At 59.3% G+C, this 21373-nt stretch carries 17 protein-coding genes; 11 read left to right on the top strand and 6 right to left on the bottom strand.

All coding sequences use genetic code 11. From position 1 onward, the window contains the following. Window positions 1-143 precede the first annotated feature (143 nt). From HEP89_RS00400 to HEP89_RS00385, 4 genes are all read right to left on the bottom strand, one after another. Window positions 144-1292 carry an ABC transporter permease gene (locus HEP89_RS00400; protein WP_075284259.1) on the bottom strand — a complete coding sequence of 383 codons (1149 nt, stop codon included), beginning with the start codon at window positions 1290-1292 and terminating at the stop codon, window positions 144-146. Continuing rightward, window positions 1289-2227: an ABC transporter ATP-binding protein gene (locus HEP89_RS00395; protein WP_209014355.1), complete on the bottom strand. Its 939-nt coding sequence runs from the start codon at window positions 2225-2227 to the stop codon at window positions 1289-1291. Before HEP89_RS00395 ends, HEP89_RS00400 begins: the two co-directional genes overlap by 4 nt. Then, window positions 2224-3180 carry an HlyD family efflux transporter periplasmic adaptor subunit gene (locus HEP89_RS00390; RefSeq protein WP_023000023.1) on the bottom strand — a complete coding sequence of 319 codons (957 nt, stop codon included), beginning with the start codon at window positions 3178-3180 and terminating at the stop codon, window positions 2224-2226. Before HEP89_RS00390 ends, HEP89_RS00395 begins: the two co-directional genes overlap by 4 nt. 263 nt (window positions 3181-3443) lie before the next feature. Next, on the bottom strand, window positions 3444-4148 hold the full coding sequence (locus HEP89_RS00385) for a ParA family protein (protein WP_035908315.1): 705 nt from the start codon (window positions 4146-4148) through the stop codon (window positions 3444-3446). A 587-nt stretch (window positions 4149-4735) separates the two neighbouring features. Here HEP89_RS00385 and HEP89_RS00380 point away from each other — a divergent pair. Further along, window positions 4736-5644, top strand: coding sequence for a phospholipase (locus HEP89_RS00380; RefSeq protein WP_075284264.1), 909 nt, complete (start codon window positions 4736-4738; stop codon window positions 5642-5644). A gap of 225 nt (window positions 5645-5869) precedes the next feature. After that, window positions 5870-7504, top strand: a complete 1635-nt coding sequence (locus HEP89_RS00375) for a hypothetical protein (RefSeq protein WP_168691068.1) — start codon at window positions 5870-5872, stop codon at window positions 7502-7504. A 91-nt stretch (window positions 7505-7595) separates the two neighbouring features. Here HEP89_RS00375 and HEP89_RS00370 read toward each other — a convergent pair whose 3' ends face one another. Then, window positions 7596-8501, bottom strand: coding sequence for a LysR family transcriptional regulator (locus tag HEP89_RS00370; protein ID WP_077293136.1), 906 nt, complete (start codon window positions 8499-8501; stop codon window positions 7596-7598). A gap of 85 nt (window positions 8502-8586) precedes the next feature. Here HEP89_RS00370 and HEP89_RS00365 point away from each other — a divergent pair, with 85 nt between their 5' ends. The 3 genes from HEP89_RS00365 (at window position 8587) to HEP89_RS00355 (ending at window position 10859) form a co-directional block, all read left to right on the top strand. Then, entirely contained in the window at window positions 8587-8733 is a 147-nt protein-coding gene (locus tag HEP89_RS00365; protein WP_023000028.1) for a hypothetical protein, read from the top strand. Window positions 8734-8877: 144 nt separating this feature from the next. Then, a complete protein-coding gene (locus tag HEP89_RS00360; RefSeq protein WP_168691067.1) occupies window positions 8878-9543 on the top strand; it encodes a class I SAM-dependent methyltransferase in 666 nt (221 codons plus the stop codon). 137 nt (window positions 9544-9680) lie between these two features. Next, entirely contained in the window at window positions 9681-10859 is a 1179-nt protein-coding gene (locus HEP89_RS00355; protein ID WP_209014353.1) for an MFS transporter, read from the top strand. A 21-nt stretch (window positions 10860-10880) separates the two neighbouring features. Here HEP89_RS00355 and HEP89_RS00350 read toward each other — a convergent pair whose 3' ends face one another. Next, window positions 10881-11804, bottom strand: coding sequence for a LysR substrate-binding domain-containing protein (locus HEP89_RS00350; protein WP_075284260.1), 924 nt, complete (start codon window positions 11802-11804; stop codon window positions 10881-10883). Window positions 11805-12055: 251 nt separating this feature from the next. Here HEP89_RS00350 and katG point away from each other — a divergent pair, with 251 nt between their 5' ends. The 6 genes from katG to HEP89_RS00320 all read left to right on the top strand — a co-directional run bounded on the left by katG (window position 12056) and on the right by HEP89_RS00320 (window position 21373). Continuing rightward, entirely contained in the window at window positions 12056-14227 is a 2172-nt protein-coding gene (gene katG / locus HEP89_RS00345) for a catalase/peroxidase HPI (RefSeq protein WP_168691066.1), read from the top strand. A 275-nt stretch (window positions 14228-14502) separates the two neighbouring features. Continuing rightward, window positions 14503-15267 carry an enoyl-ACP reductase FabI gene (gene fabI / locus HEP89_RS00340; RefSeq protein WP_168691065.1) on the top strand — a complete coding sequence of 255 codons (765 nt, stop codon included), beginning with the start codon at window positions 14503-14505 and terminating at the stop codon, window positions 15265-15267. A 9-nt stretch (window positions 15268-15276) separates the two neighbouring features. Then, entirely contained in the window at window positions 15277-17916 is a 2640-nt protein-coding gene (locus HEP89_RS00335; RefSeq protein ID WP_168691064.1) for a DUF3141 domain-containing protein, read from the top strand. Window positions 17917-18341: 425 nt separating this feature from the next. After that, window positions 18342-19703 (top strand): DUF2157 domain-containing protein, encoded by a 1362-nt coding sequence (locus tag HEP89_RS00330; RefSeq protein WP_209014351.1) that lies wholly within the window; start codon window positions 18342-18344, stop codon window positions 19701-19703. Continuing rightward, window positions 19700-20272, top strand: coding sequence for a GDYXXLXY domain-containing protein (locus tag HEP89_RS00325; RefSeq protein WP_209014340.1), 573 nt, complete (start codon window positions 19700-19702; stop codon window positions 20270-20272). Before HEP89_RS00330 ends, HEP89_RS00325 begins: the two co-directional genes overlap by 4 nt. Window positions 20273-20329: 57 nt before the next feature. After that, the gene (locus tag HEP89_RS00320; RefSeq protein WP_168691063.1) at window positions 20330-21373 is read left to right on the top strand and encodes a class I SAM-dependent methyltransferase; all 1044 of its coding nucleotides are present in this window, start codon (window positions 20330-20332) and stop codon (window positions 21371-21373) included.

Below are 21373 nucleotides of genomic sequence, written 5' to 3'. Positions count from 1 at the left end.
GGCCACTTGCTCCTGAGTATGCCGCCCATCCTTCGAGACGCGCAGAAATGCGCTCCTCAGGATGAGGTCGCGAGGGAGGCGGGGGAAGGAAACCGGGTCACCACAGCAGTTGGCTAAGCAACCGGCCTCAGGCCAAACATTCCTCAGTCCAGCCGTTTCTTGAAGCGGAAAGCGGCGACGATCATGCCCAGAACGAAGAACCCGCACATCCAGAGCACGTCGCGGTGCAGCTCCAGCAGTCCGGCGTCCCGCAGGACGAACCCTCTGATCATGCGCATGAAATGGGTCGCCGGAAACGCCTCGGCAATATACTGCGCGATCACCGGCATGCCTTCGTAGGGAAACATGAAGCCGGACAGCAGGATGGACGGCAGCAGCACGAACACCGTCATCTGGGTTGCCTGCAACTGGCTCTGGGCGATGGTCGACAGTACCAGGCCCAGTGACAGACTGGCTCCGATGAAGAGCAATGTGCCAACAAAGAGATCGAATATCTTGTCGCCGAAAGGCACGTTGAACAGCAGGTGACCGAGCCCGAGGATGATCATCGTCTGCAATAGGCCGATGAAGATGTAGGGAATGATCTTGCCGATCATCAGCTCGATCGGCCGCACCGGCGTGTTGATCAGCATTTCCATGTTGCCGCGCTCGCGTTCGCGCACGATTGCCGCGGATGTGAACATGATCATGGTCATGGTCAGGATGATGCCGACCAGGCCGGGCACGATGTTGATGGCGGTACGCTGTTCCGGGTTGAAGAACAGGGCCACCTCGAAGGTCGGCGTCGACCGGTTCGGGGCCTGACGGTTCAATTCGGCCAGCGGCATGTTACGCAGCGACTTGATGGCACCTGCGATCATGGTGTCGGAGCCGTCGACGATCCACTGGGCAACAGGGCGGCTGGTTTCCTCGTCGGTGGAAGGCGGCGTGCCCAGGTTGGCGGCGGGCGAGCGGGCGACCCTCTGGGAGAGGTCGTCCGGCAGAATGAAGGCGGCGCGCACGCGCGCGGCCTTGATCGCGGTTTCCGCTTCCTCGATGCTGGTCAGGCGTTCGGTCACCTTTACGACACGGGTCGCTTCCACCATCTGGATCAGGATCCGGCTCAGCCCGGTCTGGCTGTGATCGACGACAGCAACGGGAATATCACGAATGTTGGTGTTGATGGCGTAGCCGAACAGGATCAGCTGGATCAACGGGATCATGATGACCATGCCGAAGGTCATCCGATCCCGGCGCAGCTGGCTGAGTTCCTTGAAGAAGATGGCCGATATCCGTGAAAGGGGTCTGATCATTGTCGGCCTTCTCCCGTTGCCGTCACGAAGACATCTTCCAGGTTCGGGCGCACCTTTTCTATCAACGTGGCACCGTTGGTCTCGTCCTTGGTTTTCAGGAATGCTTCGGGATCGGCAATGTCGTCCCGCACCAGAACACGCAGGCGTGCACCCAGCTGCGCGGCGGTGATGATGCCCTCCGTTCCCAGCAGTTTCCGGCGGATCTCGCGCAGGTTCGGGCCTTCGATTTCCACGACATTGGCCCCCATTGCCGCCATCAGGTCCTTCGGTGCCCCGTCAGCACGTTTCTGGCCTGCTTCCATGATTGCAATCTTGTGGCAGCGTTCCGCCTCGTCCATGAAATGCGTTGTCACGACAATGGACGTTCCGCCATCGACCAGGTCGAACAGCTGTTCCCAGAAATGTCGGCGCGACTCCGGATCCACGGCCGAGGTCGGTTCGTCCAGAAACAGAAGCTGCGGTTCGTGCAGAACCGCGGTTGCCAGCGCCAGGCGCTGGCGTTGACCGCCAGACATCTTGCCTGCGAACCGATCACCCAGCTCGCTCAATTCATATCGCTCCATGACCTCGGCAATGCGCTGCTTCTTCCGCTTCGATGGCAGGCCGTAGATCGTTGCCATGAAGTTGAGGTTTTCCAGAACCGTCAGATCGCCGTAAAGCGAAAAGGCCTGGGTCATATAGCCGATCTTGTATTTAAGGGTCTCGGCATCCTTGGGGACGGAAAGCCCCAGCACTTGGACGGTGCCTTCGGTCGGTGTGAGAAGTCCCGTCAGCATGCGCATGGCCGTGGTCTTGCCGCAGCCGTTGGGGCCGAGAAAGCCATAGATCATGCCGCGCTCGATGGTCAGGTCCAGCCCGTCGACCGCCCGGAACCCCTTGAAGCTTTTCACCAGGCCCTCGGCCCGGATCACGATGTCGCCGTCGTTTGAACTCACGGCAGAACAACCTGGGCCGGAACGCCATTCGGCAGGTCGTTGGCGCTGTCAGGCAACTGCACTTCGGCGACATACATCAACCGGGCGCGCTCGGATTGATTGAGCGCGTAATAGGGCGTGAAGGAAGCTTCGGAACTGATCCAGCGCACAGTGCCTTCGATCGGCTTGTCGAGGCCGTCAATTCGCACCTCCAGCTTGTCGCCCTGCTTGACCTTCACCCGGTGCGGTTCGGGAACATAGACGCGGGCATAGGGTGCATCGCCGGCCAGCATCACAACGACCGGACTGCCGACCGTCACCCGTTCCCCAAGGTTCCAGGGAAGGTTGTCGAGCGTGCCATCACGCGAGGCGGTGATGGTCAGATCGGACAGGATCTTTTCCTGGGTGGCGAGGCTTGCCTGGGCGGCTTCCAGTTCGGCCTTAGCTATGTCAAGGTCTTCCGGTCTTGTGCCGGCGACAAGCTCCTTCAGTTGTTCCTGCGCACTTTTCAGGGTCGCGTCGGCTGCATCGCGCGCAGCCTTGGCACTGTCGAGCTGTGCCTGGCTTGTGGTGCCGCGTCCGGTCAGGTCGTCGTAGCGCCCGAACGAAGCCTGTGCATCTTCCAGCTCCGCTTTCGCACCCGCTACGGCGGCGCGAGCCTTGGCAATCTCCTCGTCGCGGGCGCCGTTTTCAAGCTTCACGAGATTGGCCTTGGCCTTCTGCACCTCCGCCTTCGCCTGGGCGACGATGGCCTGTTGTTCGGCCGGGTCCAGTTGAGCCAACACGGTGCCCTTCTTGACGAAGGTTCCTTGTGGCACAGGCAGCTCGACCAGAACCTCGTTGGCTGTTGCGGTCAGTGCGACCCTGTCTCGCTCGAGGTTTCCAAGGGCAACATTCCCGTCTTCACCGTAACAACCGGCAGCAAACAGGCACACGGTGGCTGCGAGGACACTGCGCAGACGGGGTGTAGACATGAATTCCTCCCTATGGATCAAGGGTATGCGGCAAGAAGGGTATCGTCTTGCCGCCACCATAGCCTGCTTCGCGGGCCTGTGCCATGGCTGGTTGAGGCCGGTTCGGACCTGCCGTCTTCGGGGCAATGCCGGGCGTCAACGCCGGGCATCAACACCGGGCATGCCAAGCAGGAGGGTGCAGGTCCGGTCTTCTGCAAACGATACGAAAAAGGCCGCGGTTTGAGCCGCAGCCTTTCTTGCAAAAACGACAGGAACGAACGCCGTCAACTCGCCCGCTTGAACACGTTGTACCAGCGCTTCCTGGGAACGGTGATAGCCCGTTCGAGGATTTCCGCGGCATAAAGCGAAGCGTTTTCCCGGGCCTTGCCGACACCGGAGACCAGCGACGTGTCGAGGCCGGAGAGGCCGCCGCCGAATTCGAAGAGATCGCGGAACGCGGCGCGTTCCACAATCGGGGTCATAAGAACGTCGATATTCTGGGCGGAAAGGAAGTCCTGGACCGCCTTCATGGCACGCGTTGTCACCGCGGCGTTGGTACGGGTCAGAACCACGCAATGCTTGATGTCGTGGCGGACGATCTTTTCCAGCTTCTTGATCAGGGTCAGGATCTTGGCGCCACCGCGCGCATCCATCGAAGACCCCTGGATCGGCACGACCACAAGGTCGGACACTGAAAGTGCGTTGGCGACGATGAGGTTTTCGGTTCCTTCAAGATCGACAATCACATAGTCGGACGTTTCGGCGGCAAGTGTGATCTGCTCTGTAATGGAGGCCGGCGAAATTTCGCTGACGACGTTGATGCCCGGGCTCTTGCGTGGCAGCTCATACCACTTCGAGATCCATTTCTGCGGGTCCGCATCAAAGATGGTGACACGCTTTCCCCGTGCTGCGACTTCTGTCGCCAGCAGCAGAGCCGCCGTGGTTTTTCCGGCGCCGCCCTTTGCGTTTGCGAAGGAAATGACTGGCATCTGGCTTCTCCTGACCTTGCCGAGCATTGTCTGGAGCAACTTGCGTCTGCGAGTGCATGCCGAAAGCTGCCCCAACACCTTGAAGGCGATCTGTCAGCGGGTTCCCGAGTGTTTTGTTGCAAATCCGCTTGTGTCGCCGATGACCCATTGCAGGCCTATCTGTCTGGCAGTCTTGGATTTTTATGGTTACCAAATCCTTAAATTCGCAATTTGCAGCAGACTTATTCAACAAACGTTAGGATTTGTGGATAAAGACCAGCAAAACGCCTTGGCACTATTTGCAAGGGTCTGGCGAAAAGCTGCGTTTAGCCGCAATGGGCAGCCTCGATGACGCGAATTCGGCAACAGCAACGCCTCGTGCGTTTTCTGTCCGGGGTGGAGAGAAATCCTGCCGGATTTTGGATCGCCACCGATTGCATGCGCCTTGGGTGCCGCGTAGGTTGTCGGTGCGGAAGGGGTGCCTGAATCGGTGGTCTGCCGCTGTTGATCGGTCTCATGGTATTCGGGGCACTTGTCCGCGTTGATTTGAACGCCAGATGCTTTGGGGTCAGAATTATGTCTTTGATCCGCGCCTTGAAGGACGCCACATGCTGCACCGATTTCTCAACTCCCGCCCGGCCTGCTTGATCCGGAACCTTCTGCTTTGCGGGGTGTTGGCATATGCGGGCACGGCAGGGGCGGCGTGGGCTGAGGCCCTGAAGCCTTACAAGGATGGGCTGTTCAGATACAAGAAGGTCTCCGAAACGCTCTATGATGGCGATTTTATCGTCGTTGAATATTCCAAGCAGCGAGACCTGCGCGATCGCGACGAAGTCGACGAACGCCGGGTCTACGGCAACTACGTCTCCTACAAACCGAAGCGGGGCCGTGGCAGCGGAGAACTGAAAGCCAACGGCCGGGTTGTCGAATTCATGGGCACCGGCAATTGGAAGGGCGGTGCCAATGCCATCGTGATCTACATTCACGGGCAGGGCGGCAACCGCTTTCAGGGCATGAACGACGTTTCGTTCGGTGGCAACTTCAACCGCGTTCAGAACCTGATGGTCAGGAACGGCGGCGCCTACCTGACCGTCGACATAAAGAACTTCGACAATCGCGGCACGGCGGATGTGGCAGCCCTGATCCAGTATCAGAAGCAGCTGTCACCCCGTGCCAAGGTCGTGGTTGCCTGCGGTTCCATGGGCGGCATCATCTGCTGGAACCTGGTAAAGAACGCCAATTATGCCAGCATGCTTTCCGGCATCCTGCTGCTTGGCTCTCCGAAGGATCCCAACTTCCTGTCTTCAGGTGCACTCGGGCGCAACGTGCCGATCTATATGGGGCAGGGGACGCTCGACCAGGTCTACAATTGGGAAGATCAGGCGAACTTCTTCAAGCAGATCAAGACCAGGGCTCCGAACTATCCGATCAAGTTCACGCTGTTCGATACAGGCACCCACGGCACCCCCATCCGCATGACCGACTGGCGCCTGATACTCAACTGGATGCTGGGTTAGGTGAAGGCCCGGCACTGTTGGGGATCAAAACTGGCTCGTGTGAATTGGTCTGCACGGCACCTGAGCATACTTGAAGCGCTTTTGCGGTTGCCCTTACGTCACTTTTAATTTCAAATTACCCTCTGGGCACCAATGCCTATCATCTGGAAGACGGCTCGAAACCGCCGTTTTCGGCGTGCCAGCCTCGATCCTCGGGTTGGTGTCGCGTATCAGGGGGGATGTATCATGTCAGAGTATTTTGATCTCGGCCGCTATACGCGTGTCGTGACGTCAATACCGGAAGCGCAAGTCTGGTTTGACCGCGGTCTGGTCTGGCTATTTGCCTATAATCACGAAGAGGCGATTGTCTGTTTCGAAAAGGCGGTGGCGGCCGACCCGGCCTGTGCGTTGGCTCACTGGGGCATCGCTTACGGTATCGGTCCGAATTACAACAAGGCCTGGGAAATCTTCACGCCTGAGGAAAAGGGGCCTGCGCTGGCACGAGCACATGCAGCGCTGGCCACCGCAAAGGCACTGAAGGAGGCCAGACCGGTGGAGCGTGCGCTGATCGAGGCCCTAGCGTCGCGTTATCCCACAGATCCGGAAATCGAAGACTACCAGCCATTCAACGATGGCTTCGCGGAAGCGATGAAACCCGTTTACGAAGCCAACAGGGAAGATCTGGATGTCGCGTGCATCTATGCAGAGGCCTTGATGAACCGCACGCCCTGGCAATTGTGGGATTTCCACACGGGCGTGCCGAACCCTGAAGGTTCCACCACCGAGGCCGTGGCTGTTCTGGAACATGCATTTGAGAGGTTGCCAGGCGCCTGGGATCATCCTGGGCTCTTGCACATGTACATTCACCTGATGGAAATGTCGCCGCACCCGGAAAGGGCTTTGCGCCATGGCGACAGGCTGAAGGATCTGGTTCCGGATGCCGGGCATCTTGTGCACATGGGAACGCATATCGATGTCTTGTGCGGCGACTATCAGAATGTGCTCTACCGAAATCTTGCAGCAGCCAAGGTCGACGACAAGTTCAAGGCTTACGCTGGTCCGGCGAATTTCTATGCGCTGTACCGGATCCACAATCTGCATTTCGCATTCTACGGCGCCATGTTTCTTGGCAGGAAAGGCGCCGCGGTGGAGGCTGTCGAGCGATTGCGCGGCGAGGTGCCCGACGAAGTTGTTCGATCGTATCCGGACGTGTTCGAAACCTTCGTGGCCGCCGCACCGCATGTCTACATCCGGTTCGGAATGTGGCCTGAAATCCTTGAGCTCGATCAGCCGGCGGACAAGGAGCTCTATGTCACCACCAACGCGTTGATCTACTACGCGAAGGCCATCGCCCTGGCCAACCTCGGCCGTCATGACGAAGCCCAGTCCGCCATGGCGGATTTCACCGCGGCTTATGCGCAGGTGCCCGATAGCCGGATGCTCTTCAACAACACCGCAAGGGATGTCCTCGCCGTTGCAGAGGAAATGATGAAAGGAGAGGTGGCCTTCAAGGCTGGACGGAAGGACGAAGGACTTGCCCATCTTCGCACTGCCGTCGACCTGGACGACGGGCTTCAATACGAGGAGCCGTGGTCCTGGCCGCAGCCAACGCGCCATGCCTTGGGCGCGCTCCTGATGGAAGCCGGCAAATATGAGGAAGCCGAGGCGGTCTACCGCGCGGATCTCGGATTGGACGGCAAGCTGCCGCGCCCGAGCCAGCATCCACGCAATGTCTGGGCATTGCACGGATTGCATGAATGTCTGGTAAGGCGCTCGGAGAAGGTGGAGCTGCCGCACGTCAAGCTTCTGCTCGACCAGGCCATCGCGCGTGCGGACATTCCGATCCGGGCAAGCTGCCTCTGCCGGGCGAAGGCCGCGTAAAGAAGAGTTCAGGCAGATCAACGCCTGGTTTTGGATGTCGCTAAAAAATGACCGGATACCTGCGCCACATGGCTGGGACCGGAGCGGGCGTCTATATCTTGGCGAGCTTGGCCTTCAGCAAACCTTCCGCCAGATGATCGAACACTACGCGGATCCTCTGGCTGGTGTGAAGTTCGCGGTGGGTGACCAGCCAGATTGGAAACGAAACCGGTTCGATATCGGAAAAGGCGGGAACGATCTCGGGGAATCGTGCAGCGATTTCATCCGCCATGATGGCCAGACCGAGGCCCTGGCGGACGAATTCCCAGGCGACCACACCGCTGGGGGAGCCAAGGCGAATATTGGCCTCGGTCACCTTCAGACCGAAGGCGCGCAGGTAGCCGACCAGCTCTTCGTTGTTGTCGAAGCCGATAAAATCGAGATCTGGCGCATCGTCCCTCGTCAGGGGGCGGCCGAATTGTTCAACCAGTGATCTGGCGCCGAAGATGCGGGCCGGGGCCGCGCGCAGCTTGCGGGCATAAAGGTCTGGATGGTCCGGTTCGACATGTCGAATGGCAATATCGGCTTCGCGTCGGCGCAAGTCGCTCAGGCTGTTGGTACAAAGCACTTTCACTTCGACGCCCGGTGCCTTTTTGCGCAGCTCACGCAAAATATCGGGCAAGAGATGAGCTGCCATCAGATCCGTCGTGGAAACGGTGACCAGTCCTTCGACTTGCTGTGATTTGCCGGATGCCGCAAGGGATATCCGGCTGGCCGCGTCGCCCATGGCGCGCACATGATCAGCCAGTTCGATCCCGGCTTCCGTGAGGATCAGGCTCTTCGACACACGCTCGAACAGTGTCACGCCAAGTGTCTGCTCAAGCGCTGCCACCTGCCGGCTGAGCGTGGGTTGGGTCAGTCCGAGTGCCCGGGCAGCTGCGGAGAGAGACCCTTCCTCTGCCGTTACCAGGAACGCACGGGCCTGGTTCCAGTCGAATGTGATGGTCTGCCAGTTCATGCAAATATGTATATCAACTAGCCAGAATTCGGCAATTCTCATTCATTTCTGAAGCAAGTAGATTTCTTGTCGAAAGGAGACGCCAATGAGCCCGTCATCTTTGATGATCCAATTGGCAAACATCGTTCTTTCGGTTCTGGAGTTCCTGGCTTCACCCACTGGCGGCCGCGATATCGGCCGCGACATTCTTCATCAGATCGGTCTGCGCGGCGGCCGCAAGAAGAAGAAATAGCGGGTACGGGAATTTCAAGCAGCCTGTGCTTCGAAGCTGTTTCGAAGCACGGATAACTGTGTGCCGGCCGTCATATTTGCAGTCGGACCAGGTACGATCGGTTACTGCCGTTCCCGCTTATCTGTTAGAAATGGACTATTCGCCATGGCGACAACATGGACCAATGAAATGCCGTCATCTGCCGGTTTCTGGAGCAAGGCTGCGCGCAAATATGCTGCGTCTCCAATCCGCAACCAGGAAGCTTACGAAAAGACGCTGGAGCGTACGACGGAACATCTGGGGCCGCAGGACAGTGTTCTGGAACTGGGCTGCGGCACAGGGTCGACGGCGCTTTTGTTGGCCGGCAATGTCAGGTCTTATCTTGCGACCGATTTCGCCAGCGGCATGATCGAGATTGCACAGGCGAAATTGAAAGTTGGGCCGGATACCGAAGATCATCCGCAAGGGTTGGAGTTTGCCGTTGCCGATGTCTTCAGCGACAAGGTCGAGCCGGGGGAAAACGGGTACGATGCCATCCTTGCCTACAACTTCCTGCATCTGGTGGAAAACGCCGAGGATACCCTGTCCCGCATTCATCATCTCCTGAAACCGGGTGGGCTTTACATTTCCAAGACCGTTTGCCTGAAAAGGCGCGCGTGGCTGTTTGCTCCCCTCGTCAAGGTGATGCAACTGGTTGGCAAGGCACCTTTTGTCCGTTTCTTTTCCTTCGACACACTGGAAGACAGCATCCGGTCGGCAGGGTTCGAAATCATCGAGACAGGAACCTATCCTGCACCCTACAGCCGCTTTGTCGTGGCAAGGAAGCTCTGACAGGGGGCGCAGAAAAAGAAGCGTCCCGGATATTTCTTAAATCGATTGAATTGGCCGGTTGCGGCGACTTGCAGATAAGGGGTGTTGAGTGCTAGGTGTGATCTGTCTCGCCATACTTGCTCCCTCGAAAGCTGCAAATGCTCGTCCGCGACCGCGCCTTTTTCGCGTCCATGTTCCTGACGGTTCTGGCCGACCAGATCCTCCTGTTTCTGGTGCCGCTGGTGATCTTCCAGATAACCGGCGATGTCGCCTGGTCCGGCCTTGCCTTCTTCTTCGAAACCTTGCCGCGCTATCTGACATTTCCAGTCGCAGGCATTCTGTGTGACCGGTTCTCGCCGATCCTGCTGCTGCGTATCAGCCGCATCCTGCGGGCTCTGGCCTGTATTGTCGGTATTGCAGGTCAGCTCGCATTTGGTGGAGTCTGGTGGCTGATCGGGCTTTCTGCCGTCGTCGGCATTTTCACGACGCAGGGAATGCTGGCGCTGGAAATGGTGCTTGTACGTGCCTTCTCCGACCAGCGTTTCGAAAAAGTGGCGAGTTACGGACAGCTCGCCTCGCAAATGGGCGTCGTGCTCGGTCCGTTGGTCGCCGCCTACCTCATGGCGTTCTGGCCCTGGCAGGCAGTGGTCGTGCTGGCAACGGTCCTGTTTGTGTTGGCCGATCTTGCGTTTTACTTCTGGCCCGGTCAGGCGCGAATGGAAGACGCTCCAGGCAAGCGTGTTTCGCGCCATCCCGTGGCGGACCTCAATCACGCGCTCAAGCTGGTCTGGACATTGCCGGGCCTGACGCGGGCAATCCTGCAGGCCGCCGGCGTCAACCTGATCATTGGCGCGACGTTGGCAACGGCTGCCGCCATGATGACGGGCTTTTTCAGCCAAAGCGAACAGGTCTACGCCTGGCTTCAGGTCGGCGGAGCCCTGGCGACACTTGCCGTCCTGACGCTGACCGCACATGTCGCGCTCAGCCTGAAAACCCTCGGCGTTACGGCTTACGGGTTGATCTGCGCGGGGGCCGTGCTGACAGGCCTTGGAGCCCATCCGCTAATCTATGCGGCAGGTTTCCTGCTGATCGCCGGGTTCGACAAGATGTTCAACATCTATGTACGCACCTTGCGCAAGGAGATCATACCGCCGGAGGAATTCGGCAAGACAACCGGCGTGATCATCTGCCTCAACAATCTGTCGCAGCCGCTGGCTGGCCTCATCGTCGCCATCTTCGCAGCTGGAGACGATGCAAGGGCCGTCCTGCTTGGCCTTGCGGGCGCAATGGCAGTGCTGGGCGTCATGACATTCCGGCACGCCGCCACGCAGTCGTAACACGTGGCGCGAGGTTGCAGATCAGCTGATAGCCGGCTGGTCTCGCAAGGCCGTCAGTCCTTCTGCTGACCTTCTGACGATATCAGCGATCTCGGTGAGCTGGCCTGCCAGCGGGCTCCTTCTACGCCAGACCATGCCGATTGTCCGGGTCGGTTCGGGGGCTTCAAAACGCGAGATTGCCACCGATGCGGATCGGGTCTCCACGGGAACGGCCATTTCCGGAATCAGGGTGACACCCATCCCCGCACTGACCATCTGGACCAGTGTTGAAAGAGAACTTGCGTCCAGCACTTCGCGCGGCGGGCCGGATTGCAGGTTGCAGAAGGACAGGGCCTGATCGCGAAAACAATGGCCTTCCTCCAACAAAAGCAACCGCATCTCGCGCAGGCTGTCGGCGCTCGGCATTGGTGCGTTGGCTTCCCGCGCCGAGCGCACCAGCACGAAGCGCTCGCTGAAAAGGGCCGTTTCGGCAAGCGTGCCTTCGGAAACCGGCAAGGCCACAATCGCCGTGTCGAGGCGGCCTTCGTCCAGCTCGTCGATCAGGTTCGGCGTCACTGTCTCGCGTACATGAATGTCCAGCTCCGGATAGCTCCTGGTCAATGCTCCGACAACGCTCGGCAGAAGATAGGGGGCGACAGTCGGAATGACGCCGATGCGCAGCCGCCCGACAAGCCTTTCGCGTGATGCCCTGGCAAGGTCACCCAGCTCCTCGGTGGCCCGCAGGATGTCGCGGGCACGCTCGGCGGCAACTTCACCAAAATGTGTCAGGCGGATTTGTCTGGCCCCGCGTTCGAACAAGCTCGCGCCGAGCACTTCCTCCATTTCCTTGATCTGCATGGACAGCGCCGGCTGCGAAATGGCGCAGGCCTCGGCTGCCTTGCCGAAATGACCGTGCCGGGCGAGGGCCTCGAAATAGCGCAACTGTTTGAGGGTGATATTGATCATAAGAATAACTTATCGAACTTATCAGAAAATTCAACTTCCTCTGATCGATTGCCTTTGCTAGCGTCAATCTGCACAGACGAGATCAGGTGGCATGCAAACACCCCTTGCGATGCCGGTTGATTTTTGTGCGCGGAGATTTTGGGAGATTTGAGGAAACCGATCTGTCCCGGGCTCATACGGGCCTTGCGGATATCACGGGCGTCTCACGCGGCCCGAATAATCGAACGTTTCAGATGACAGTGGAGAGAGTTATGGACGCTAAGGTGGAAAAGACAGGCGGTTGCCCTGTAATGCACGGCGGCAACACGGCGATGGACAAGCCGGTAACGAAATGGTGGCCGGATGCGTTGAACCTCGACATCCTGCACCAGCGCGGTGCGCGCACCAATCCGATGGACCCCGACTTCGACTATCGTGAAGCCGTGAAGGGTCTCGACCACGAGGCAGTCAAGGCCGACGTCCGTGCGCTCATGACCGAAAGCCAGGATTGGTGGCCGGCTGACTGGGGTCACTACGGCGGTCTGATGATCCGCCTGGCATGGCATTCCGCCGGTTCCTACCGCATGCAGGACGGCCGCGGCGGCGCGGGCTCCGGCAATATCCGGTTCGCTCCGCTGAACTCCTGGCCGGACAACGCCAGCCTGGACAAGGCCCGCCGTCTGCTGTGGCCCGTCAAGAAGAAATATGGCAACGCGCTTTCCTGGGCCGACCTGATCATTCTGGCCGGTAACATGGCTTACGAATCCATGGGTTTCAAAACCTTCGGTTTCGGTTTTGGCCGCGAAGACATCTGGGGTCCGGAAACCGATGTCTACTGGGGCTCGGAAAAGGAATGGCTCGCACCGGTCGAGAACCGTTTTGAAAACGCCGATGATGCGACCTCCCTGGAGAACCCGCTTGCGGCGATCCACATGGGCCTGATCTACGTCAACCCGGAAGGCGTGAATGGCCAGCCGGACCCGGTGAGAACCGCAGCGCATGTTCGCGAAACCTTCAAGCGCATGGCGATGAATGACGAGGAAACCGCGGCCTTGACTTGTGGCGGCCACACCGTCGGCAAGGCCCACGGCAACCGGTCTGCCGAAGGAATTGGTGTCGAGCCGGAAGCCGCCGGCGTCGAGTCGCAGGGCTTCGGCTGGGCGAACACCGAACAGGCTGGCAAGGCTTCCAATGCGTTCACCTCCGGTATCGAAGGTGCCTGGACGCAATTCCCGATCCAGTTTGACATGGGCTACTTCGATTACCTGTTCAACTACGACTGGGAACTGCGCAAGTCCCCGGCTGGTGCCTGGCAGTGGGAACCGGTCAACATGCCGGAAGACAAGAAGCCGGTTGATGCATCTGATCCGTCGATCCGCCGGAACCCGATGATGACCGATGCCGACATGGGCATGAAGATGGACCCGGTCTACAACGAGATCTGCCGGAAGTTCATGGCTGACGAAGCCTATTTCCGCGATTGCTTTGCCCGCGCCTGGTTCAAGCTGACCCACCGCGACATGGGCCCGAAGGTCAACTACCTTGGTCCGGACGTTCCGGCTGAAGACCTGATCTGGCAGGACCCGATCCCGGCTGGTTCCACCTCCTACGATGTGGACGCCGTGAAAGCGAAAATCGCTGCCAGCGGCCTGACCGCTGCAGAGATGATCGCAACCGCATGGGACAGCGCCCGGACCTTCCGTGGGTCCGACAAGCGTGGTGGTGCCAATGGGGCACGCATCCGTCTCGCGCCGCAGAAGGACTGGGAAGGCAATGAACCGGCACGCCTCGCCAAGGTTCTGGCCAAGCTCGAGCCGATTGCTGCCGAAACCGGTGCTTCGGTTGCCGATGTCATTGTTCTGGCCGGCAATCTCGGTGTGGAACAGGCAATCAAGGCAGTTGGCTTCAACGTCTCTGTTCCGTTCGCTCCGGGCCGTGGTGACGCAACCGACGAACAGACGGATGCAGAGTCCTTTGAAGTTCTGGAGCCGCTCGCTGACGGCTTCCGCAACTGGCAGAAGAAGAAATACGTTGTCAGCCCGGAAGAGATGATGCTCGACCGTGCACAGCTCTTGGGCCTGACCGCGCGTGAAATGACTGTCCTGGTGGGCGGCCTGCGTGTGCTGGGGACCAACTACGGTGGTTCCAAGCATGGTGTCTTCACCGACCGTGAAGGTGCCCTGACCACGGACTTCTTCGTCAACCTGACCGACATGGCCAACAGCTGGCATCCGGTTGCTGACGGTACCTACGAAGTGCGCGACCGTCAGCTGGGCACGTTGAAGTGGACCGCAACCAGCGCAGACCTGGTCTTCGGCTCCAATTCCATCCTGCGGGCCTATGCGGAAGTCTACGCTCAGGACGACAACAACGAGAAGTTCGTGAAGGACTTCGTTGAAGCCTGGACCAAGGTCATGAACGCAGACCGGTTCGACCTGATCTAAGAACGGTATCTGCAATTTGAGACAGATGGCGGCGCCTCGGGGTTTCCCGCGGCGCCGTTTTCTTTGGGCGGGCTTTCCGTCCGGAGCTGATTTTGCGCTGCAGCAGATCATTTTCATCAGCACTAACCCTTATCTCCTTGAAAAGGTCATTGTTCCGTCACAAGGTTTATGTTGCACTGCGAAGCAGTTTCAGGTTGCGCTTGAGACAGCAAAGTGTGGTGGTCGGCCGGTTTCCCTCCGTCCTGGCTGCCCAAGGTTTCGGGAGCTGTGCGCATATGTTTGATTTGACGGGCCACAAGGCCCTTGTTGTCGGGGTCGCCAACGATCAGTCCATTGCCTATGGCTGCGCCAAGGCCTTCCGTGCGCAGGGAGCAGATCTGGCGATCACTTATCTGAATGAGCGGGCCGAAGCCTACGTGCGGCCTCTGGCCGAACAGCTCGATGCGGAAATCATTGCCCCGCTCGACGTGCGCGATACAGAGCAGATGGACGCGCTGTTTTCCGAGATTGAGGCCAAATGGGGCCGTCTCGACACTTTGCTCCATTCCATCGCCTTCTCCAAAAAGGAAGACCTGCATGGTCGTGTGATCGATAGTTCCGCGGACGGCTTTTCGCTGGCCATGGACGTTTCCGTCCACTCCTTCCTGCGGCTTATCAAAAGGGCCGAGCCGCTCATGCCCCATGGCGGTACCTGCATGACAGTCTCTTTCATGGGCGCACAGAAGGTCGTCGAGAACTATGGCGTCATGGGCCCGGTCAAGGCCGCGCTGGAAGCGGCCACCCGCTACGCGGCAGCTGAGCTCGGATCGAAGGGGATCTCGGTCCATGCGCTGTCGCCAGGTCCGCTCAAGACCCGTGCCGCATCGGGCATTGCCGAATTCGACGCATTACTGAACGACGCGGCTGAACGCGCGCCGACACACCAACTGGCCACGATCGACGATGTCGGGGCCTATGCCGCCTTTCTTGCCAGCCGGGAGGCGTTCAACGTCACCGGGGCAGTGCACCCGATCGACGGTGGCTACAGCATTCTTGGATAGGAGGTCCTGATGAAGGACATTTTTGACGCGCTTGAAAAAGGCCAGAACGAATTTCTGGAATCGCTGCATGATGCCACCGCCTGGGGCCCCTCGGAGCGTTTTACGGCACTGCAGGCCCAGGCGACAGAGCTGTCCAACCTGGCCGAACTGATGGGCAGGGGGCTGACCAAGCACCTGACCCGGATCTCGGACGATCACAAGACCCGTTGGCAGTCGAATATTTCCGAGTTCGGCAAAGCCGTGGAAGCCATGGGCGGTGCGCAGGAAAAAGGGTCATTATACGAGGCCTGGGAAGACTATTGGAAGGATGCGGCCCAGCGCATGGTCCTCACAATGGACACGCTTCGTCAGCGCGGTGACATCTTCCTGGATCACGAAGAGGCCGGCTGTCCACCTGTCCTGATCTATGACTATGAAGTGGTTCTGGATGGTGCCGATCTGCCGCGCCCCAGCTGTTACATGCTGCTGAAAATCATTCCGCCCGCAGATCTGCCGTGCCGTGATCCGAAACCCTGGAAACGGCCCTATATCATCATCGATCCACGGGCCGGACACGGAGCCGGGATCGGCGGTTTCAAACCGGACAGTCAAGTGGGCGTTGCCCTGCATGACGGTCACCCGGTCTACTTCGTTGCCTTCAAGCGGATGCCGGAGAAAGGCCAGACACTGGCGGACGTGACCCATGCCGAGGCGGCCTTCGTGCGCAAGGTCATGGAGCTTCACCCCGAAGCTCCGAACCCGGTGGTGACGGGGAATTGCCAGGGCGGCTGGGCGACGCTGCTGCTGGCTGCCATGAACCCGGATCTGACCGGGCCGGTCATCCTCAATGGGGCGCCTGTGTCCACATGGTCCGGCCGGGTCGGTGAAAACCCGATGCGCTACAATGCCGGCGTCCTGGGTGGGACCTGGAACGCGATGTATTACTCCGACCTTGGTCACGGCATCTTCGATGGCGCCGACATCGTGCAGAACTTCGAACTGCTCAATCCGGCCCGGAACTACTTCGGCAAGTACTACGATCTCTATGCCAAGGTCGACACCGAGCCAAAGCGTTTCCTGGAGTTCGAACGCTGGTGGGGCGGGTATTTCCTGCTGAACGAAGCGGAGATGAAGTGGATTGTCGAGCAGCTCTTCGTCGGCAACCGTCTTTCCAAGAACGAGGCACAGCTCGAGCCTGGCCGAAACGTCGACATCAAGCATATTCGCGCGCCGATCATCGTTTTCGCCAGCTATGGCGACAACATCACACCGCCGCAGCAGGCCCTCAACTGGATCATCGACACTTACACGGATGAGAGGGAAATCGCCATTCGTGGCCAGCGGATCATCTATATGATCCACGAACAGGTTGGCCATCTCGGCATTTTCGTGTCCTCCAAGATTGCGAAGAAGGAGCACACGGAAGTCACCTCGACACTGAAGACAATCGAGGCGCTGGCGCCAGGCCTCTACGAAATGACCATCGACGACTATGAAGGCCCGCTGCTGGAGCGGGAATTCACGGTCAGCTTCCATGAGCGCAAGATGGAAGACCTGACGAAGATCGATGATGGCCGGGACGATGAAATACCCTTTGCCGCTGTTGCCCGTGCATCCGAGCAGCAGGCCGAATTCTACGATGTTTGCGTACGGCCTTTCGTGCAGGCTTTCGTCACCGAGCAGAGCGCAGATCTGCGTCGCAAGAGCCATCCGCTCAGAATGCAGCGTGCGCTGTTCTCCAGCCTCAATCCGGCTCTCGGCTGGTTGCCTGGCATTGCCGAACGTGCAAGGAACGAAAGGTCTCCGGCCGCTGCAGGCAATCCGTTTGTCGAACTGGAAAAGGTCAATGCAGCCCTGATCGAGCAGTCCATGGACCTTTTCCGGGATTTGCGCGACACAGCCTATGAGAACCTCTTCTATTCCATCTGGGGTACGCCCTACATGCGCTGGTTCGGCCGGACCAAGCAACCGGGCCGGACGCTGAAGCGCAAGGACGAGTTGCGCAGCTTGCCGCCGGTCCAGGCAGCCCTGATGCATATCGAGGAAGGCGGTTTCTGCGAAGCGGTGATCCGTATGCTGATCCTGCTTGCCGATAGCCGGGGCAATGTTCGCCGCGACCGTCTGGAACGCTCAGCCCGTGTCCTGACACAGGACGAACCGTTCAAATCGCTCAATGCGGACGAACGCAGTTTCATTCTTCAGGAACAGACGCTGATCGTCGAATTTGCCCCCGAACTGGCAATCGAAACCTTGCCAAAGCTTCTGAAAACCCCGGAAGAGAGGGAACTTGCGGCCAAGGTTGTGCGGTTCATTCCCGGCGCAATAGACGAAATGACGCCGCATACACTGGAAACGCTGCAGCAGTTCCACAAGGTGCTGGGCCTGCCGCCTGTTTCGGGAGACATCACGGAAGATCCCCTTGCCGTGACCGATGTAGTCGTCGAGCCGGGCAAGGAAGACGCCCGAGCGGCACAGGAAGAGGCGGCGAGCAAGGCCCCTGCGAAGTCGGCGCCAACGCGGACAGCTCCCGTTAGGGCGGCTTCGGCTGCGGCAGTGCCGAGCAAATCGTCTCCTCGCAAGACTGCAACGCGAAAGGCAGCGGCGCGTAAGACGACGGCTCCACGCAAATCACGCAGCAGCGCGAAAAAACCGCAGGAACGGGCTGAATAATAATAGGGGGCGTCCGGGCCTCTCGGACGCCCCCACAGAGCCCCCCTGGAATTATTTTTGGAGTTTGGCTCTGATCTGAAACGGTGTTTCGCTTAGCAGGCTAAGACATGTTTCCGGCGATCCGGCACAGGTGGCGCCGATGTCCAGCCGCCGGATTTGTCCGTTAAGCATAGCAAGATCGGTGCTGCTCACAAGTGCCGGAACGCTGCTTCCGGCAGGAATTTGAGCTGCCGAATTTCGAACTCTGTTTTTAATGCATTTTTCGCTACGCTCCAGCGTGATGGCGAAAGACAAACTTCCTATTCGCCACTCGAGTGCCTACTTCTTGTCCGAAGCAGAGCCGCTCGCGGTTCGGAATCCCGTGTACTTGGGTGAGGGAAAACCCTGCTGCGAGAGAGAAATGAAGAGAAAACTGGCGGAGCCGCATGTTCGACTGGGCCTATAAGAAACGCTTGAAGGACGACCTGGAACTTTGGGTCGAGAAGGGCTGGGTGAGTTCTGCCGGTGCAACGGCCATATTGAAGGAGCAGGATCAGGACGACGGTCGTTCACGCCTGCCCATGGCCCTTGCCGGAATTGGAATGGTCTGCGTGGCTTTGGCGCTGCTGGCATTCATTGCAGCAAACTGGGGAGCTATCCCGAAGTCCGTGAAGCTCGTCGGCATTGCACTGCTTGTCGTTGCGAGCAACGGTCTTGCGGCCTTTGCTGCAACAAGAGGGTGCAAGGGTGTCGCGGATCTTGCCACTGGCTTTGCCACGCTGGTTTTTCTCGGTGGCATGGCGCTGGTCGGACAGATCTTCCACTTGCCCGCCGACTGGCCCGGTGGCGCTTTCCTTGTCTGTCTCGGTGCATTGGCTGCCGCGTGGCTCACCGGTTCGAAAACATCCCTGATCGTCGCTGCCGGTGCTGCCATAACCTGGCAGGTCATGCGGTCCGAATTCGGTTCGGCACCGCTGATGGAAGATCTGATCGGGCTTCTCCTTCTTGTCGCGGTGTTTGCACATCCGGTCGTTCATCCCGCACGGCTTTCGCGCTGGGCCGCGATTTCGCTGCTCTGGGTAACCTATGGCCGCTGGTTTGGCGAAACAGCGGAACTGATGAGCTCCAGCGATGATTTCATCACTGCAATGTTCCTAGCTGGAACCGGTGGTATGGCGGCCGCGATGATGTTGCTCGATCCCGTTGCCGATCTTTTCGTGAAGTGGTCAAGCGACCGGCCGACGCGCAGTCATGGGCATTGGCTGATGGCAAGGTCCCTTCAGGATGTCGGTATTCTGGTCTTGTCGGTGCTGGTCGTCCTGGCGCTCGTGTTTGTTCCTGAGGTCGCGGATGAACCGTCCTTGGGCGGCCTTGCAACGCTCCCTGCCATGGTGCCGTTGGCCGTCGCTCTGGCTCTCCTGGTGACAGGCCTGCTGCTATCCTACAAGACCGTGAAGTCGGGGGCGCTCTTCGGGGCAACCGGCCTGGCGCTCGTGGCCGTGCTGATGCCGGTTCTGACAGCCAACGTTCTCGTTCTGGCAGCCTTTGTTCTGGCCGCACTGATCGGTCTGTGCGCGCTGGGGACATGGTATAACAACAGGTTCTGGATGCTTTGTGCCTATTTCGGCCTGACTGCGGTCGCGCTCTGGCTGCTTCAGGTCACCATCGGCAGTTTGCTGGGGCAGTCGCTGTTCTTCCTGGTGGCGGGAGTTCTGCTGCTGGGAATGGCCCTTTGGCTGGCGCGTCTGATGAGGCGCGGTGGCCGGACGCCGGAACAAGGTGACGTCACCGGGGAGGTTCAGGAATGACCACGGCAACTGCAACTCCCGTTTCAAAACCGCAGTCCCGCGCCCAATGGCTGCTTTGGGGACTTCTGGCCCTGATCCAGCTTGGCCTCATCTCAATCCCGTTGTTCGACCGGCTGGACGTGCAACACAGCGGAACCGCTGTTTCGCTTGCCGTGGTGCCGGTTGACCCGAGAGACCTGCTCCGTGGCGACTATGTAGTGATCAATCTTGCGATCGGCACCATTTCAAGGACGGTGCCCGGTGCTGACAAGGTCCTGTCGGGAGACAGCATCTTCGTCGGTCTGAAGTCAGAAGGAACGGGTGCTGCGGTGCCGGTTCTGATCGCGAAGGAAAGAGCTGACGCCGGTGATCAGGCGATCGCCGGTACCGTTCGCTCCGTTCTTGGTGACGAAATCCGGGTGGACTACGGTATCGATGCCTTCTTCCTACCCGAGGGCGAGGGACTTGAAATCGAACGCATGGACACATCGCGCATTCTTCTTGAAATCTCGTTGACCGAAGACGGCCGGTCGCTGCCCGTAAACCTGCTGGTGGACGGAAAAGCTTTCCGGTCTGATGCGATCTTTTGACCTTCGGCCATTCTGGCGGTATGAGCGCGTCAGCTGAAACCCGTCTGAAAGACCGCCATGTCCGATCCCGCGCTCGATACACTCGTCTTGCCTCTTGAAACCGGGGCTGTCGAGCTTGCCGACAAGAGTCGCGTCCTGTTCCTGCGCGCAAGGACAGGGCGTTCGCTTGCAGCGCTTGTGGACGCAGATCTTGTTTGCGAACAGAGTTTCGCACCAGACCGGGATGCGCTGCAAAAGGCAGGGCTGAAGGTAGACGCGGAGACGGAAGACAAAAGCTTCGACGCTGTTCTCGTTCTTCCCGGTCGTCAACGGCAGGAAGCAAGGGCACAGCTTGCCCGTGCGGTTTCAAAGACACGGCCGGGCGGAACCGTGATTGCCTGCGCGCCCAACACCGAAGGTGCCAAGACGCTGGAAAGCGATCTTCAGGAGCTTCTGGGCAGCGCCGAGAAAATGACCAAGAACAAGTGCCGGGTTGTCTGGAGTGAACTTTCCGATGACAGCCTGAACACCGCACTTCTCGCCGAATGGCTGGTACTCGATGCGCCGCGGACCGTGCTTGACGGCGCATTCGTCAGCCGGCCGGGCATCTTCGCCTGGGACAGGATCGACCCGGCCTCCAGACTTCTGGCAGATCTTGTGCCGGCAACGCTGAAGGGCAGAGGCGCTGATCTTGGAGCGGGCTTCGGTTATCTGACACGTGCCGTTTTCGAGAAGGCTCCGAAGGTCACTTCGATGGATCTCTACGAGGCGGAAAAGCGTGCGCTGGATCTGGCCGAACAGAACCTGGCTGCCTTCAAGGGGCTCAGAACGATGAACGGCATCTGGTCGGATGTGACCCAGGGCATCGAAGGACCTTACGACTTCATCGTCTCCAACCCGCCGTTCCACCAGGCCGGCAAGGCAGATCGTGCCGACGTCGGTCAGGGCTTCATTCGCGCCGCTGCCCGCGGACTGCGGCCGGGTGGCGAGTTCTTCATGGTCGCGAACCGGCATCTTCCCTACGAGCACACGCTGGGCGAAGTCTTCGCCGATGTGAAACAGCTCGCCGACGAAGGTGGCTACAAGGTGATCCGGGCCGTCAAAGGCAAGGGAGGTCGGTAA

This window comes from Labrenzia sp. 5N, assembly GCF_012395805.1.
Classification (GTDB): Bacteria; Pseudomonadota; Alphaproteobacteria; order Rhizobiales; family Stappiaceae; genus Roseibium; species Roseibium algicola.
This window is presented reverse-complemented; position numbering and strand designations above follow the sequence as displayed.

Bases quoted from the DNA above. Each gene is read 5' to 3' on its own strand.
- HEP89_RS00400 (WP_075284259.1), bottom strand. From the start codon at position 1,292: ATGATCAGACCCCTTTCACGGATATCGGCCATCTTCTTCAAGGAACTC.
- HEP89_RS00390 (WP_023000023.1), bottom strand. From the start codon at position 3,180: ATGTCTACACCCCGTCTGCGCAGTGTCCTCGCAGCCACCGTGTGCCTG.
- HEP89_RS00385 (WP_035908315.1), bottom strand. From the start codon at position 4,148: ATGCCAGTCATTTCCTTCGCAAACGCAAAGGGCGGCGCCGGAAAAACC.
- HEP89_RS00380 (WP_075284264.1), top strand. From the start codon at position 4,736: ATGCTGCACCGATTTCTCAACTCCCGCCCGGCCTGCTTGATCCGGAAC.
- HEP89_RS00375 (WP_168691068.1), top strand. From the start codon at position 5,870: ATGTCAGAGTATTTTGATCTCGGCCGCTATACGCGTGTCGTGACGTCA.
- HEP89_RS00370 (WP_077293136.1), bottom strand. From the start codon at position 8,501: ATGAACTGGCAGACCATCACATTCGACTGGAACCAGGCCCGTGCGTTC.
- HEP89_RS00365 (WP_023000028.1), top strand. From the start codon at position 8,587: ATGAGCCCGTCATCTTTGATGATCCAATTGGCAAACATCGTTCTTTCG.
- HEP89_RS00360 (WP_168691067.1), top strand. From the start codon at position 8,878: ATGGCGACAACATGGACCAATGAAATGCCGTCATCTGCCGGTTTCTGG.
- HEP89_RS00355 (WP_209014353.1), top strand. From the start codon at position 9,681: ATGCTCGTCCGCGACCGCGCCTTTTTCGCGTCCATGTTCCTGACGGTT.
- HEP89_RS00350 (WP_075284260.1), bottom strand. From the start codon at position 11,804: ATGATCAATATCACCCTCAAACAGTTGCGCTATTTCGAGGCCCTCGCC.
- katG (WP_168691066.1), top strand. From the start codon at position 12,056: ATGGACGCTAAGGTGGAAAAGACAGGCGGTTGCCCTGTAATGCACGGC.
- fabI (WP_168691065.1), top strand. From the start codon at position 14,503: ATGTTTGATTTGACGGGCCACAAGGCCCTTGTTGTCGGGGTCGCCAAC.
- HEP89_RS00335 (WP_168691064.1), top strand. From the start codon at position 15,277: ATGAAGGACATTTTTGACGCGCTTGAAAAAGGCCAGAACGAATTTCTG.
- HEP89_RS00330 (WP_209014351.1), top strand. From the start codon at position 18,342: ATGTTCGACTGGGCCTATAAGAAACGCTTGAAGGACGACCTGGAACTT.
- HEP89_RS00325 (WP_209014340.1), top strand. From the start codon at position 19,700: ATGACCACGGCAACTGCAACTCCCGTTTCAAAACCGCAGTCCCGCGCC.
- HEP89_RS00320 (WP_168691063.1), top strand. From the start codon at position 20,330: ATGTCCGATCCCGCGCTCGATACACTCGTCTTGCCTCTTGAAACCGGG.